General features: G+C 62.2%; 12 protein-coding genes. 6 read left to right on the top strand and 6 right to left on the bottom strand.

Translation table 11 applies throughout. The annotated features are described in order from the left end of the window. Nucleotides 1-9: 9 nt before the first annotated feature. A complete protein-coding gene (gene hflK / locus LUB09_RS07675; protein WP_231422250.1) occupies nt 10-1,914 on the bottom strand; it encodes a protease modulator HflK in 1,905 nt (634 codons plus the stop codon). Between the two features lie 305 nt (nt 1,915-2,219). Between hflK and LUB09_RS07670 the strand changes: the two genes are divergently transcribed. From LUB09_RS07670 to LUB09_RS07645, 6 genes are read left to right on the top strand one after another with little or no spacing between them, the layout of a single operon-like run. Continuing rightward, nucleotides 2,220-2,843, top strand: coding sequence for a CDP-alcohol phosphatidyltransferase family protein (locus LUB09_RS07670; RefSeq protein ID WP_231422249.1), 624 nt, complete (start codon nt 2,220-2,222; stop codon nt 2,841-2,843). 11 nt (nt 2,844-2,854) lie between these two features. Next, nucleotides 2,855-4,609 carry a bifunctional alpha/beta hydrolase/class I SAM-dependent methyltransferase gene (locus LUB09_RS07665; protein WP_231422248.1) on the top strand — a complete coding sequence of 585 codons (1,755 nt, stop codon included), beginning with the start codon at nt 2,855-2,857 and terminating at the stop codon, nt 4,607-4,609. A 2-nt stretch (nt 4,610-4,611) separates the two neighbouring features. Then, nucleotides 4,612-5,910 (top strand): phosphatase PAP2/dual specificity phosphatase family protein, encoded by a 1,299-nt coding sequence (locus tag LUB09_RS07660; protein ID WP_231422247.1) that lies wholly within the window; start codon nt 4,612-4,614, stop codon nt 5,908-5,910. Continuing rightward, nucleotides 5,900-6,343 carry a hypothetical protein gene (locus LUB09_RS07655; protein WP_231422246.1) on the top strand — a complete coding sequence of 148 codons (444 nt, stop codon included), beginning with the start codon at nt 5,900-5,902 and terminating at the stop codon, nt 6,341-6,343. Before LUB09_RS07660 ends, LUB09_RS07655 begins: the two co-directional genes overlap by 11 nt. A gap of 9 nt (nt 6,344-6,352) precedes the next feature. Continuing rightward, on the top strand, nt 6,353-6,973 hold the full coding sequence (locus LUB09_RS07650) for a lysophospholipid acyltransferase family protein (protein ID WP_209986657.1): 621 nt from the start codon (nt 6,353-6,355) through the stop codon (nt 6,971-6,973). Nucleotide 6,974: 1 nt separating this feature from the next. Further along, on the top strand, nt 6,975-7,907 hold the full coding sequence (locus LUB09_RS07645; RefSeq protein ID WP_231422245.1) for a phosphatidate cytidylyltransferase: 933 nt from the start codon (nt 6,975-6,977) through the stop codon (nt 7,905-7,907). A gap of 199 nt (nt 7,908-8,106) precedes the next feature. On the opposite strand, the gene glmS is transcribed toward LUB09_RS07645, so the two are convergent. The 5 genes from glmS to atpD all read right to left on the bottom strand — a co-directional run bounded on the left by glmS (nt 8,107) and on the right by atpD (nt 14,266). Next, nucleotides 8,107-9,939: a glutamine--fructose-6-phosphate transaminase (isomerizing) gene (gene glmS, locus LUB09_RS07640; RefSeq protein ID WP_231422244.1), complete on the bottom strand. Its 1,833-nt coding sequence runs from the start codon at nt 9,937-9,939 to the stop codon at nt 8,107-8,109. Between the two features lie 10 nt (nt 9,940-9,949). After that, on the bottom strand, nt 9,950-10,717 hold the full coding sequence (locus LUB09_RS07635) for a DeoR/GlpR family DNA-binding transcription regulator (protein WP_057006247.1): 768 nt from the start codon (nt 10,715-10,717) through the stop codon (nt 9,950-9,952). 221 nt (nt 10,718-10,938) lie between these two features. Next, a complete protein-coding gene (gene glmU, locus LUB09_RS07630; protein WP_231422243.1) occupies nt 10,939-12,306 on the bottom strand; it encodes a bifunctional UDP-N-acetylglucosamine diphosphorylase/glucosamine-1-phosphate N-acetyltransferase GlmU in 1,368 nt (455 codons plus the stop codon). A 122-nt stretch (nt 12,307-12,428) separates the two neighbouring features. Continuing rightward, the gene (locus LUB09_RS07625; RefSeq protein WP_003233562.1) at nt 12,429-12,845 is read right to left on the bottom strand and encodes a F0F1 ATP synthase subunit epsilon; all 417 of its coding nucleotides are present in this window, start codon (nt 12,843-12,845) and stop codon (nt 12,429-12,431) included. Nucleotides 12,846-12,889: 44 nt separating this feature from the next. Then, nucleotides 12,890-14,266 carry a F0F1 ATP synthase subunit beta gene (gene atpD, locus LUB09_RS07620; protein ID WP_003233564.1) on the bottom strand — a complete coding sequence of 459 codons (1,377 nt, stop codon included), beginning with the start codon at nt 14,264-14,266 and terminating at the stop codon, nt 12,890-12,892. Nucleotides 14,267-14,280 lie beyond the last annotated feature (14 nt).

Genomic DNA, 14,280 nt, shown 5'->3' with positions numbered 1-14,280 from the left:
ACAGACTCCTTATTGAACGGCTTTACGCGGCGCCACTGGATCGGCCGGCAAGGTAAAAGAACGCAGATCGATCGTCGGAGCGCCGTCGGCACCCAGGCGGTGATCCAGAATCAGCAGGTTGGCGTGGGCCAGGCCCTGGCTGAGTTGGCCGAGGTACTGTTCCAGCACGAAGGCCCGGCCAGCGCTGGCGTAGGCTTTTTGTTCGGCGTCAAAGCGCAGGTTTGCGGCCTGGGCGCCGGCATTCACTTCGCGGGCGCTGGCCACGGCCTGGTCATGGGCGGTGCTGGCTTGCAACAAGGCCTGGTTGGTTTGTTCGCTGGCGGCGCCGCGCTCGCGGGCGATCAAGGCCTGGGCGCCAATCTGCGCGGCCTGCACGCCGTGATAGGCGTTAGCCGCACCGGCCGGCGGGTGGATGGCTTCCACCACCGTGGCAAGAATTTCCACGCCGCTGTCGAGTTTCTGCAGGTCGGCCTGCACGCTGCGGCCGATCTCGTCGGCCAGCCGCGTGCGTTGTTCGCCGAGCAGTTCGTCAAGGGTGCGCGAGGCGAAGTCGTGCACCAGGATGCGGCTGGCGGTGCTGCGAATCAGGGTCGGTACGTCGGCGCTGTTGTAGGTGGCGGCCAGTGCGGCCTGATCGCCGAGGCCGATGCGGTAGACGAAACGCACATCCATATTGACGATCTGGAAGCCTTGCTTGTCGCCGCTGCTGCTGGCAATGACCTGGGATTTGTCATTCACATGGCTGGCGTCCCACAGACGGTTGGCGATGGCTGGCGGTGGGCCTTCAGCCGGCGCCGGTTCGGGTGGGCCGGCTTGGCTGACGCTGGTGGCCAGCTCGTGCACCACGCCGTTTTCCACGTTGATGACACGGCCCAACGGCCATGGCAGCCCGCTATGCAGACCGGGCCCGAACACCTGCACCGGCTTGCCGAAGCGCTCGTAAATCCCACGACCTTGCAGGGGCACTTCATGCACGCCGGTCAGCGCCCAGCCTACGGCCAACACCACCAACAGCACCGGCAAAAATGCCCGGCGCATGTAGGTGAACGCCCAGATCTGACGCAGGTCGATGCCGTAGCGGTTGTGCAGTTCGTGCTGCAAGGCGAGCAAGGGCTGGGGTGGCCAGCGCAGCAGGTCAGCAATGAAACTTTGCTCCATCAGGCGCGGTTCGAGGCGCGGCTGGCGCGGGCTGAACAGTGACAGCATGCCCCTGATCAAAAACTCCAGTGCCACCAGCGCGGGCAACACGCCCATCAGCACGGCCAGGCGCACTGGCCACAGCGATTCGGCGTTCGCAAACAGCAGGCAGATCGAGCTCACCAGCAAACAACCGATGGCCACGCGGCACAACTGGGCCAGGGATGAAGCCTCAGGCCATTGCGTGTCGCTTTCCTGAGCCAGGCGACGTTCGAACACCAGCAAGCCAAACGCCAGGGCCAACCCCAGCGCAGCACCGATGCTGGCGGACTGGCCAATAGCGGCCGCAGGCAGGGCCAGGTTCCAGAATTCGATGATGCTGATCAGCGCCAGCAACGCCCAACCGCACAGCCACAAGACCGGTGTGCCGATCTGCGCGATAAAGCGCTCCATCAAGCGCGCGTAGCGGCCCGTTTCTTCAGCCGGCACGTCAACCGGCGGTGCTTCCAGTGCCTGGGCGCGCCAGTCGGCCACCCACCACGCCGACTGCAAGCCGGCCACCAGCAGCAGCAAGGCCGAGGCGCAATTGATCAACACCACCGGCCAGATCGACAGCGGCGCAAACAGCGCGACAAACAACGCCAACACCCAACCACTGACACCCACGGCGGTGAGGCTGATACCGGCTTGCCTCAATCGACGGGCATGGAACAGCCCTTGCTGAAAACGCGGCAGGCTTTCAGCCCGCACGCCGTCAGCTTCCAGATCCACTTGCATCCACTCAACGCCCGATAACACACAGTTCGTTACGATATAACACGGGGCGTGAAATATTTGTTTGTTTAACACCGAAAAATCAATGTGGGAGGGGGCTTGCTCCCGATAGCGGTGGGTCAGTCGGTACAGGTACTCACTGATCCACCGCTATCGGGAGCAAGCCCCCTCCCACAGTTGAGCGTTATCGCACTCACGATGGCACTAACCCCCTATAAACAGGAGCCATCACTGGTAGGGGCTACAAATAATCGGCACACTCCAGCACAGCTTTTCACGGGTTCACGGACAAGGAAGCGTCATCTCCCATGATTTCGATCTATCAGCTCAAGCCACGCTTTCAGAACCTGCTGCGCCCGCTGGTGCAGCGCCTCTACGACAATGGCACCACCGCCAACCAGATCACCGTGCTGGCCGGGGTGATTTCCCTGTTGGTGGGCCTGCTGATTGGCGGGTTCGCCCAGCACCTGTGGCTGTTTGCGCTGATCCCGTTGTGGATGATCGTGCGCATGGCCCTCAACGCCATCGACGGCATGCTCGCCCGCGAATTCGGCCAGCAATCGCGCCTGGGCGCCTACCTCAATGAACTGTGCGACGTGATCGCCGACAGCGCGCTGATCCTGCCGTTTGCACTGATTCCCGAGGTGAGCCTGGCGCCAGTGCTGCTGGTGACGCTGCTCGCGGTGTTCAGCGAATACGCAGGGGTGTTGGGGCCGATGGTCGGTGCCTCGCGGCGCTATGACGGGCCGATGGGCAAGAGCGATCGCGCCTTCGTCCTCGGCGTGCTGGCCACGGGCGTGGCGCTGGGCTGGCTGGGCGCTGCCTGGGTGAGCACGGTGATGTGGCTGGTCGCCGCCCTGCTCGCCTATACCCTGGTCAACCGGGTGCGCCAGGGCCTCAAGGAACACTCCGCCACTTCACCGATTGCATAAGGATTTTTGCGATGCGCGAACAGCAGGCACAGACATTCAGTACCCATGATGGCGTCGAGCTTTTCTATCGGCACTGGCCGGCCACCGCTGCAACGGATGGCGAACCGCGCAAGGCGATCCTGCTGTTTCATCGCGGCCATGAGCATTCCGGGCGTATCGCCCATCTGGTGGATGAACTGGACCTGCCCGGTTTCGACTTCTTCGCCTGGGACGCCCGTGGCCACGGCCAATCACCCGGCGCACGCGGTGACAGCCCGAGCTTCGCCACCAGCGCCCGCGACGTGCAGACCTTCTGCGAACATATCGAAGCCACGTTTGGCATCGAGGCGCAAAACCTTGCGGTGATCGCCCAAAGCGTCGGCGCGGTGATTGCGGCCACCTGGGTGCACGACTATGCCCCCAACATCCGCGCCCTGGTGCTGGCCTCCCCGGCGTTCAAGGTCAAGCTGTACGTGCCTTTCGCCCGCCCGGGCCTGGCCTTGATGCGCCGGTTTCGCGGCAACTTTTTCGTCAACAGTTACGTCAAGGCCAGGTTTCTCAGCCATGACCCCGAGCGGGTGGCGTCCTACGACAGCGACCCGCTGATCACCAAGGCCATTTCGGTGAATGTGCTGCTGGGCCTGTACGAAGCGGCCGACCGCGTTGTCGCCGATGCCCAGGCGATCCAGGTGCCGACCCAACTGCTGGTGTCCGGTTCCGACTTCGTGGTGCACCGCAAGCCTCAGCAGCAGTTCTTCGACCGCCTGGGCAGCCTGAAAAAAGAGCTGCATATTCTCCCCGGTTTCTTTCACGACACCCTTGGCGAACGTGATCGCGCGGTGGCGCTGAGCAGCGCCAGGCGTTTTATCCTGCAGAACTTCAGCCACCCACTGGACCGCGCCTCGCTGCTGGACGCCGACAGGCTGGGCGCCACCTGCGCCGAATCCGAATCTCTGGCCGCGCCGCTGCCGCGCAATTCCCTGCGCGACCTTTACTGGCGCATGACCCGCGCCAGCATGGGCCTGGGCCAACGCCTGTCGGCCGGCGTGAAGCTGGGTTTCGATACCGGTTTCGACTCCGGCAGCACCCTGGACTACGTCTACCGCAACACGCCCACCGGCAAGGGCGGTCTGGGACGGATGATCGACACCAACTACCTCAACTCCATCGGCTGGCGCGGCATTCGCCAGCGCAAAGTGAACGTCGAGGAATTGCTGCGCCTGGCCATGGCCAGATTGCGCGATGAGCAGCGCGAAGTGCGCATCGTCGACATCGCCGCCGGCCATGGCCGTTACATTCTCGAAGCCCTGCAGGGCGTCTCACCGTTGCCGGAATCGATCCTGCTGCGTGACTACAGCGACATCAACGTGCATGACGGTGGCGCGCTGATTCGCGAGAAAGGCCTGGGGGATATCGCGCAGTTCGTCAAAGGCGACGCGTTTGACCGGGCCGACCTGGCAGCGCTTGCGCCCAGGCCGACCCTGGCGGTGGTGTCCGGGCTGTATGAATTGTTCGCCGATAACGGCAGGGTCGGTGATTCGCTGGCCGGCTTGGCCGAGGCAGTGGAGCCCGGTGGTTACCTGGTGTACACCGGTCAGCCGTGGCACCCGCAGTTGGAACTGATCGCCCGCGCGCTCACCAGCCATCGCCAGGGCCAGGCCTGGGTGATGCGCCGTCGCAGTCAGGCGGAAATGGATCAGCTGGTGGCAGCGGCAGGCTTTCGCAAGATCACCCAACGTGTGGATGAATGGGGCATTTTCACCGTGTCCCTGGCGCAGAAGCTCTGAACATGCGCGAACCCGGTTTATTCAAGCCAGCGCTGTTATGGCTGCTGCTGTTGGCACCGCTGTTCTTCAGCACCTACGGCTTCGCCACCTGGGTCACGGCTCAGCGCAGCGACGTGGGCACGCTGGTGTTCGGCTGGGAAACCCATATGCCGTTCTGGGCCTGGACCATCGTGCCCTACTGGTCCATCGACCTGCTTTACGGGTTCTCGCTGCTGCTGCCCAACACCCGCCATGAACTCAAGCAGCACGCGCTGCGCCTGCTGACTGCGCAGGCGATCGCCGTGAGCTGCTTTCTGATCTGGCCGTTGCGGTTTACTTTCGAACGGCCCGCGCTGGATGGCATGTTCGGCTGGCTGTTCGCGGTGCTGGCGGGGTTCGACAAACCGTTCAACCAGGCGCCGTCGCTGCACATCGCGTTACTGGTGATTCTGTGGCTCATGTTCCAGCGGCACACCCAGGGCATGTGGCGTTGGCTGGTCCATGGCTGGTTCGCCTTGATCGGTATTTCGGTGCTGACCACTTATCAACATCACTTTATTGACTTACCCACAGGCGCCCTCGCGGGATGGCTGTGTGTGTGGCTATGGCCTGTGGAGCATCCGAGTCCCCTGTTGCATAGTCGACTGGCGCGCGAGCCCAAGCGTTGGTGGTTGGCTATGCGTTATGCCGTAGGGGCCCTCGTGCTGTTCAGCCTGGCGCTGCTGTTGGGCGGTTGGTGGCTGTGGCTGGCGTGGCCCGCGGTGTCGCTGGCGTTGGTCACGTTGAATTACTGCGTGCTTGGCGCAGAGGGTTTTCAGAAGCGCGCGGATGGCCGGTTAACAGCCGCCGCACGCTGGCTGTACGCGCCGTATCTGGCCGGAGCCTGGATCAATTCACGGCTGTGGACGCGCAGGCATCCACAGGCCGATCTGATTGTGGATAACGTCTGGCTGGGCCGAATTCCCACGGCCGCTGAGCAAGGCTCGTTCAGTGCAGTGGTCGATCTGTGTGCAGAGTTGCCGATTAACCCACAGGGTCGAGCCTACCAGTGCGTCCCCGTGCTGGACCTGATCGCCCCCACGTCCGCCGAATGCCGACACGCCGCCGAGGCCATCGAACGCCTGCGCGTCAGCGGACCCTTGCTGGTGTGTTGCGCGCTGGGCTATTCGCGCAGCGCCAGCGCCGTCGCCGCGTGGCTGCTGCACAGCGGGCGCGCCGCCACGGTGGATCAGGCGCTGGCTATCATTCGTACAGCACGGGCCGAAGTGGTCCTGCACCCCGCTCACCGAGAAGCTTTGGAGGGTTTGCCCCATGCCCGCTGATATGGAACTCCAGGTCGTCGCCAGTCTGCTGCGACGTGGTCGCTCACTGGACCAGTTATCCACAGGCCTGACACTGCTGGGCGTGCTGTTCGGGCTGGCGCAAGTGCTGATGGCGAGCATTTCGCCGATCTGCCTGCTGCTCAGCCTGTGGATGGTTATCTTCGGGTTGCTGCAAAAATACTGGGCACTGCGCGTGGCCTTCGATGCCGACCTGTTCGCCCTGCTGGCTCGGGATACCGGACGCACCGCCGACCTCGACCAGGCCCTGCAAGCCCTTGGCCTGCAATCGGCCAGGCGCGCCGGACGGCCCTGGCTCGAGCGCCGCCGGGGCGCGCTGAAACTGCTGCGCAAACAAGCCTGGCTGCTGAGCGCGCAAGCGCTGCTGACCCTGGGCGTCATCCTCGCCAGCCCCTGGCTGCCTTTCGCCGGATAAGGAATTCCCATGTTCGAACCCGTGGTCGCCACGCTGATTACGTCGATGGCCCGCACCGTCACCGGCGCCCGCAGTCTGTGGCTCGGTTGCGCGCCCGTGCCGGTGCAGCGTATCTACTTCGCCAACCACAGCAGCCACGGCGACTTCGTGCTGCTGTGGGCCTCGCTGCCGCAGAACCTGCGCAAATTCACGCGCCCGGTAGCGGGCAGCGACTACTGGAACAAAAGTGCACTGCGCCGCTACATCATCAACCGCGTGTTCAACGGCGTGCTGATCGACCGCGAGCGCAAGGACCCTGTGGATAACCCCCTGACGCCCATGCTCGCCGCGCTGCAAGGCGGCGACTCGCTGATCATCTTCCCGGAAGGTACGCGCAATCTTGAGGATGGCCTGCTGCCCTTCAAGAGCGGCCTGTATCACCTGGCAAAAAGTTACCCACAGGCCGAGTTGATTCCGGTGTGGATTGCCAACCTAAACCGGGTCATGCCCAAGGGCCGCGTCCTGCCGCTGCCCCTGCTGTGCACCACCAGCTTCGGCGCCCCGCTGCAACTGGAAGACGGCGAAGACAAGGCGCTGTTTCTTGCGCGCACCCGCGACGCCCTGCTGGCCCTTGCCCCGGAGCATGTCTGACATGGATAGCCAAACCCTGATGCTGTTCGGCGGAATCGGCGCGATCCTGGTGCTGGCCTCGCTGATCGGCCTGATCCTCAAGCTGCGCACCCGTGGCACCCCGAATGCGGTAGTGGAAAACCTCAACGCGCGCATCAACGCGTGGTGGGTGATGGTGGTGGTGATCGGCATCGCCTTCTGGCTCGGCAACGCTGCCGTGATCCTGCTGTTCTACGCGGTGTCGTTCTACGCCCTGCGCGAATTTCTCACCCTCACCCCAACCCGGCGTAGCGACTACCCGGCGCTGGTGGCCGCGTTCTACCTGGCACTGCCGCTGCAATACGTACTGATCTATGCCGACTGGTACGGGCTGTTCTCGATCTTCATCCCGGTCTACGTGTTCCTGCTGCTGCCGATCCTCGCCTCCCTGGGCGGCGACAGCACCCACTTCCTGGAACGCGCATCCAAGGTGCAATGGGGACTGATGATCGCGGTGTTCTGTGTATCCTTCGTGCCCGCCCTGCTCACGTTGGATATTCCCGGCTACGAAGGCCGCAACCTGCTGTTGATCGCCTACCTGGTGATCGTGGTGCAACTGTCGGATGTGCTCCAGTACGTCTGTGGGAAATTGTTCGGCAAACACAAGATCGCGCCTAACCTCTCACCCTCGAAAACCGTGGAAGGCTTTGTTGGCGGGATCCTGCTGTCCTCGCTGATCGGCGCAGCACTGTGGTGGACCACGCCGTTCAACCCGTGGCAGTCGTTCCTGATTGCGCTGCTGATCAACCTGCTGGGCTTCGCTGGCGGGATAGTGATGTCGGCGATCAAGCGCGACCGGGGTGTAAAGGATTGGGGGCACATGATCGAAGGCCACGGCGGGATGCTGGATCGGCTGGATTCGGTGTGCTTTGCGGCGCCGATTTTCTTTCATTTGGTGCGCTACTGGTGGACCTGACCTCACCGTCTCCAACTCAAACGAAGATCAAAAAATGTGGGTGCGGGCTTGCCCGCTCCCACATTGAGTTGTGTGGTGTTTTCAGGGTTTAAGCAACGTGTGAAACCTGCGTTCCGGCCTACCTCATCCCTTTTTTATCCCGAATCCAGGCATCAGCTTCGAAGATGCACAGGTCTACGGCCTCCAGGCACGTGGCTTATTACTCCACCGTCACCGACTTGGCCAGGTTACGCGGCTGGTCAACGTCGGTGCCTTTAAGCACGGCCACGTAGTACGACAGCAACTGCAGCGGGATGGTGTAGAGGATCGGCGACAGGGTGTCGTGGATGTGCGGCATGTTGATGACGTGGGTGCCTTCGCCATTGGTCATGCCGGCTTTTTCGTCGGCGAACACGATCAGTTGGCCGCCACGGGCACGTACTTCCTGCAGGTTGGATTTGAGCTTTTCCAGCAGTTCATTGTTCGGCGCGACGGTGACCACCGGCATGTCGTCATCCACCAGGGCCAGCGGGCCGTGCTTCAGCTCGCCGGCTGGGTAGGCTTCGGCGTGGATGTAGGAGATTTCCTTGAGCTTGAGGGAGCCTTCCATCGCCACCGGGTATTGCGCGCCACGGCCGAGGAACAGGGTGTGGTTTTTGTCGGCAAACAGCTCGGCGACTTTTTCCACGGTGCTGTCCATCGCGAGGGCTTCGCCCAGGCGGGTCGGCAGGCGGCGCAGTTCTTCCACCAGCGTGGCTTCGACGCCTTCGGCAAGGGTGCCGCGCACCTGGCCCAGAGACAGGGTCAGCAGCAGCAGGCCGACCAGCTGCGTGGTGAACGCCTTGGTGGAGGCTACGCCGATTTCGCGACCGGCCTGGGTCAGCAGGGTGAGGTCGGATTCACGCACCAGGGAGCTGATGCTGACGTTGCAGATCGCCAGGCTGGCAAGGAAGCCCAGCTCTTTGGCATTGCGCAGGGCGGCCAGGGTGTCGGCAGTTTCGCCGGACTGGGAGATGGTCACGAACAGGGTGTCGGGCTGCACCACCACCTTGCGGTAGCGGAACTCGCTGGCGACTTCGACCTGGCACGGGATGCCGGCCAGCTCTTCCAGCCAGTAACGCGCAACCATGCCGGCGTGGTAGCTGGTACCGCAGGCGACGATCTGCACGTTGCGCACCTTGGCGAACAGCTCGGCGGCTTGCGGGCCGAAGGCGTTGACCAGCACCTGGTTCTGGCTGAGGCGACCTTCGAGGGTGCGTTGCACCACGGAAGGCTGCTCGTGGATTTCCTTGAGCATGAAGTGGCGGAATTCGCCCTTGTCGGCGGCTTCGGCGCCGTCGCGGTATTGCACGGCTTCGCGCTCGACAGAGTTGCCGTCCACGTCCCAGATCGCCACGCTTTCACGACGGATGTCGGCGATATCGCCTTCTTCCAGGTACATGAAGCGGTCGGTAACCTGACGCAGGGCCAGTTGGTCGGAGGCGAGGAAGTTCTCGCCCAGGCCCAGGCCGATCACCAGCGGGCTGCCGCTGCGGGCGGCGACCACGCGGTCAGGTTGGCTGGCGCTGATCACCGCCAGACCGTAGGCGCCATGCAGTTCCTTGACCGTGGCCTTGAGGGCGGTGGTCAGGTCGCTGTGGTCCTTGAGCTTATGGTTGAGCAGGTGGGCGATGACTTCGGTGTCGGTGTCCGAGGTGAACACGTAGCCCAGGCCCTTGAGCTGTTCGCGCAGTGCTTCGTGGTTCTCGATGATGCCGTTGTGCACCACAGCGAGGTCGCCGGAGAAATGCGGGTGGGCGTTGCGCTCGCACGGCGCGCCGTGGGTGGCCCAACGGGTGTGGGCGATGCCCAGACGGCCGACCAGCGGCTCACCGGCCAGGGCCTGGTCCAATTCGCTGACCTTGCCGGGCCGGCGCATGCGCTCCAGCTTGCCGCCGTTGGTGAAAACAGCCACACCGGCGCTGTCATAGCCGCGGTATTCGAGGCGCTTGAGGCCTTCGATGAGGATGGCGGTAACGTTACGTTCGGCGACGGCGCCTACAATTCCACACATGGTATGTCTCCTAGATGATTGCCGCGCATATCAGCGTGATGCCGCGGGCTTGTATCTGGTCGCGGGCCTCAAGCGGCAGGCGATCATCGGTGATCAGGGTATGGACGCTGCTCCAGGGCAGCTCCAGGTTGGGAATCTTGCGGCCGATCTTGTCGGACTCGACCATTACCACCACTTCCCGGGCGACCTCGGCCATTACCCGGCTCAGGCCCAGCAGCTCGTTGAAGGTGGTGGTGCCGCGCTCCAGATCAATGCCGTCGGCACCGATGAACAACTGGTCAAAGTCATAGGAGCGCAACACGTGCTCGGCGACCTGCCCCTGGAACGAGTCCGAGTGCGGGTCCCAGGTGCCGCCGGTCATCAACAACACCGGCTCGTGTTCCAGTTCGCTCAAGGCGCGGGCGACATGCAGGGAGTTGGTCATCACCACCAGACCCGGCTGGTGACCCAGCTCGGGGATCATCGCGGCAGTGGTGCTGCCGCTGTCGATGATGATGCGGGCGTGTTCGCGTAAACGCATTACGGCGGCACGCGCGATAGCGCGTTTATGGGCCGAGATGGGTTGGGCTGCATCGCCGACCAGTTCCTGGGGCATGGTGATTGCGCCACCGTAACGGCGCAGCAGCAGGCCGTTACTTTCGAGGGCGGCGAGGTCCTTGCGGATGGTGACTTCCGAGGTTTCGAAACGCTTGGCCAACTCGTCCACGCTGACTTCGCCCTGCTCATTGAGCAAGGTGAGGATGTTGTGGCGACGTTGAGGGGTATTTCGTTTCGACATGGTGATTATAAGTTTCGTTTCGAAAGATAACGAAGGCAATCAAAACCTATTGGTGAAAGTTCGTCAAGTGCATTTTTGAATGCGACGACGAGACGATTGTGGGAGAGGGCTTGCTCCCGATAGCGCTATTTCAGTCGATGCATCAGTGACTGAATGACTGCTATCGGGAGCAAGCCCCCTCCCACATTGGGTTTTATGTTGCTGTTGACACTGTGGATAACTCAGTTCTTGGGGAGTTTGACCGGGCGTTTCCAGCCATCGATGTTGCGTTGGCGGGCGCGGGCTACTGCCAGTTGGGACTTATCCACATTCTGGTTGATGGTTGAGCCCGCCGCCGTGTTGGAACCGTCGTCAATGGTGACGGGTGCGACCAGCGAGTTATTGGAGCCGATGAATACGTCCTCACCAATCGTCGTCTGGTATTTGTTGGCGCCATCGTAATTGCAGGTGATGGCGCCAGCACCAATGTTGCTGCGAGCACCGATCACAGCGTCCCCCAGGTAGGCCAGGTGGCCAGCCTTGGCATCGTCGCCCATCACGGCGTTTTTCAGCTCGACGAAGTTACCCACATGCGCCCTGGCGCCCAGCACACTGCCCGGACGTAACCGCGCAAACGGGCCTGCATCGCTGCCCTCGCCCATCACGGCGCCTTCGATATGGCTGTTGGCCTTGACCACCACGCCCTTGCGCAGGGTGCTGTCCTTGATCACGCAATTGGGCCCAATTACCACGTCGTCTTCGATGACCACACGGCCTTCGAGGATCACGTTGATGTCGATCAGCACGTCGCGGCCGACGGTGACTTCACCGCGTACATCGAAACGGGCCGGGTCGCGCAGGGTGACGCCTTGAGCCATGAGGCGGCGGCCTTCGCGCAACTGATAGTGGCGCTCCAGCTCTGCCAATTGCTTGCGGTCGTTGGCGCCCTGCACTTCCATCGGGTCGTGGGGCTGCTCGGTGGCAACTACCAGGTTGTCGCTCACCGCCATCTCGATGACGTCGGTGAGGTAGTACTCGCCCTGGGCGTTGTTGTTGGACAGGCGGCTCATCCAGTCCGCCAGGCGATTGGCCGGCACGGCCATGATTCCGGTATTGCCTTCGGTGATGGCGCGCTGGGCTTCGCTGGCGTCCTTGTGTTCAACGATGGCGGCGACCTTGCCGTCAGCGTTGCGCACGATGCGTCCGTAGCCGGTGGGGTCGTCCAGCTCAACGGTAAGCAGGCCCATCTGGCCAGGCACTACGTGCTTGAGCAGGCGTTGCAGGGTTTCGACTTCGATCAGCGGCACATCGCCGTAGAGGATCAGCACAGTGTCGGCGGTGATGAACGGCACTGCCTGGGCAGTGGCGTGGCCGGTGCCGAGTTGTTTGTCTTGCAACACGAAATTGAGGTCATCCGCCGCCAGGCGCTCGCGCACAGCATCGGCACCGTGGCCGATCACTACATGGATGCGTTGCGGGTCCAACTGCCGGGCACTGTGGATAACATGGCCGAGCATGGAGTTGCCCGCGACCGGATGCAGCACCTTGGGCAGGGCCGAACGCATGCGTGTGCCCTGGCCTGCGGCGAGAATGACGATTTCAAGAGACATGAATGGCTACCAATCCTGGGCGGTCCGGGTTCAGACCAGAGAAGTGTTTTGCAAAAAAAGAAAAAGGGTAGCCGAGGCTACCCTTTTTAATCAATCGCGCATAAGCATTACGGCGTGGCCGCTTACTTCCTGCGGATCTGCTGGAGCGTCCGCAGCTGGGCTGCGGCTTCGGCCAGACGGACTGCAGCAGCGCTGTAGTCGAAGTCTGCGCCTTTTTCGTTCAGCGCCTTCTCGGCAGCCTTGACGGCTTCCTGAGCGGAGGCTTCATCCAGGTCGCCAGCACGTTGCACAGTGTCGGCAAGTACTTTGACCATGTTCGGCTGAACCTCGAGGAAACCACCCGAGATGTAAAACACCTCACGTTCCCCGCCTTGCTTGGTCAGTGTGATCGGACCTGGCTTCAAGCTGGTGATCAACGGCGCGTGGCCCATGGCAATACCCAGGTCACCGAGTTCGCCGTGTGCAATCACCATTTCTACCAGACCGGAGAAGATTTCCCCTTCCGCGCTGACGATATCGCAATGGACTGTCATAGCCATCTGATTGCCTCAACCTGATGAGCGCCCGTCGCCGGGCGCCAGGATTACAGTTTCTTGGCTTTCTCGATCGCTTCTTCGATGCCGCCGACCATGTAGAACGCTTGTTCTGGCAGGTGGTCGTAGTCACCGTTGAGGATGCCTTTGAAGCCAGCAATGGTGTCTTTCAGGGAAACGTATTTACCCGAGGCACCGGTGAAGACTTCAGCCACGAAGAACGGCTGCGACAAGAAACGCTGGATCTTACGAGCACGGTTTACCAACTGCTTGTCGGTTTCCGACAGCTCGTCCATACCCAGGATCGCAATGATGTCCTTCAGTTCCTTGTAACGCTGCAGCACGTACTGAACGCCGCGAGCGGTGTCGTAGTGCTCCTGGCCGATCACGTTCGGATCCAGCTGGCGCGAAGTCGAGTCGAGTGGATCGACGGCCGGGTAGATACCCAGGGAAGCGATATCACGGGACAGAACGACGGTGGCGTCCAAGTGGGCGAAGGTGGTGGCAGGCGACGGGTCGGTCAAGTCATCCGCAGGTACGTATACCGCCTGGATCGAGGTGATCGAACCTTCCTTGGTCGAAGTGATACGTTCCTGCAGAACGCCCATCTCTTCAGCCAGGGTCGGCTGGTAACCTACTGCCGAAGGCATACGGCCCAGCAGTGCGGACACTTCGGTACCGGCCAGGGTGTAACGGTAGATGTTGTCGACGAACAGCAGAACGTCGTTACCTTCGTCACGGAACTTCTCGGCCATGGTCAGGCCAGTCAGGGCTACGCGCAGACGGTTACCCGGCGGCTCGTTCATCTGACCGTAAACCAGTGCCACTTTGTCCAGAACGTTGGAGTCCTTCATCTCGTGGTAGAAGTCGTTACCCTCACGGGTACGCTCACCCACACCGGCGAACACGGAATAACCGCTGTGCTCGATGGCGATGTTACGGATCAGTTCCATCATGTTGACGGTCTTGCCTACACCGGCACCACCGAACAGACCGACTTTACCGCCTTTGGCGAACGGGCAAACCAGGTCGATAACCTTGATGCCGGTTTCCAGCAGATCGTTGCCGCCAGCTTGTTCGGCGAACGAAGGTGCTGGACGGTGAATGCCCCAGCGCTCTTCGGTGTCGATCGGGCCAGCTTCGTCAATCGGGTTGCCCAGTACGTCCATGATCCGGCCCAGGGTCGCTTTACCGACTGGTACGGAGATGGCTGCGCCAGAGTCGATAACGTCCAGACCGCGCTTCAAGCCTTCGGTGGAACCCATCGCAATGGTACGAACCACGCCGTCGCCCAGCTGCTGCTGAACTTCCAGGGTGGTTTCCGCGCCTTGTACTTTCAGCGCGTTGTAGATGCTCGGTACGCTGTCGCGTGGGAATTCCACGTCGATAACGGCGCCGATGATTTGAACGATACGTCCGCTACTCATAGCTGGATCCTCTG

The sequence above is a fragment of the Pseudomonas sp. Leaf59 genome (assembly GCF_920984685.1).
GTDB lineage: Bacteria > Pseudomonadota > Gammaproteobacteria > Pseudomonadales > Pseudomonadaceae > Aquipseudomonas.
This window is presented reverse-complemented; position numbering and strand designations above follow the sequence as displayed.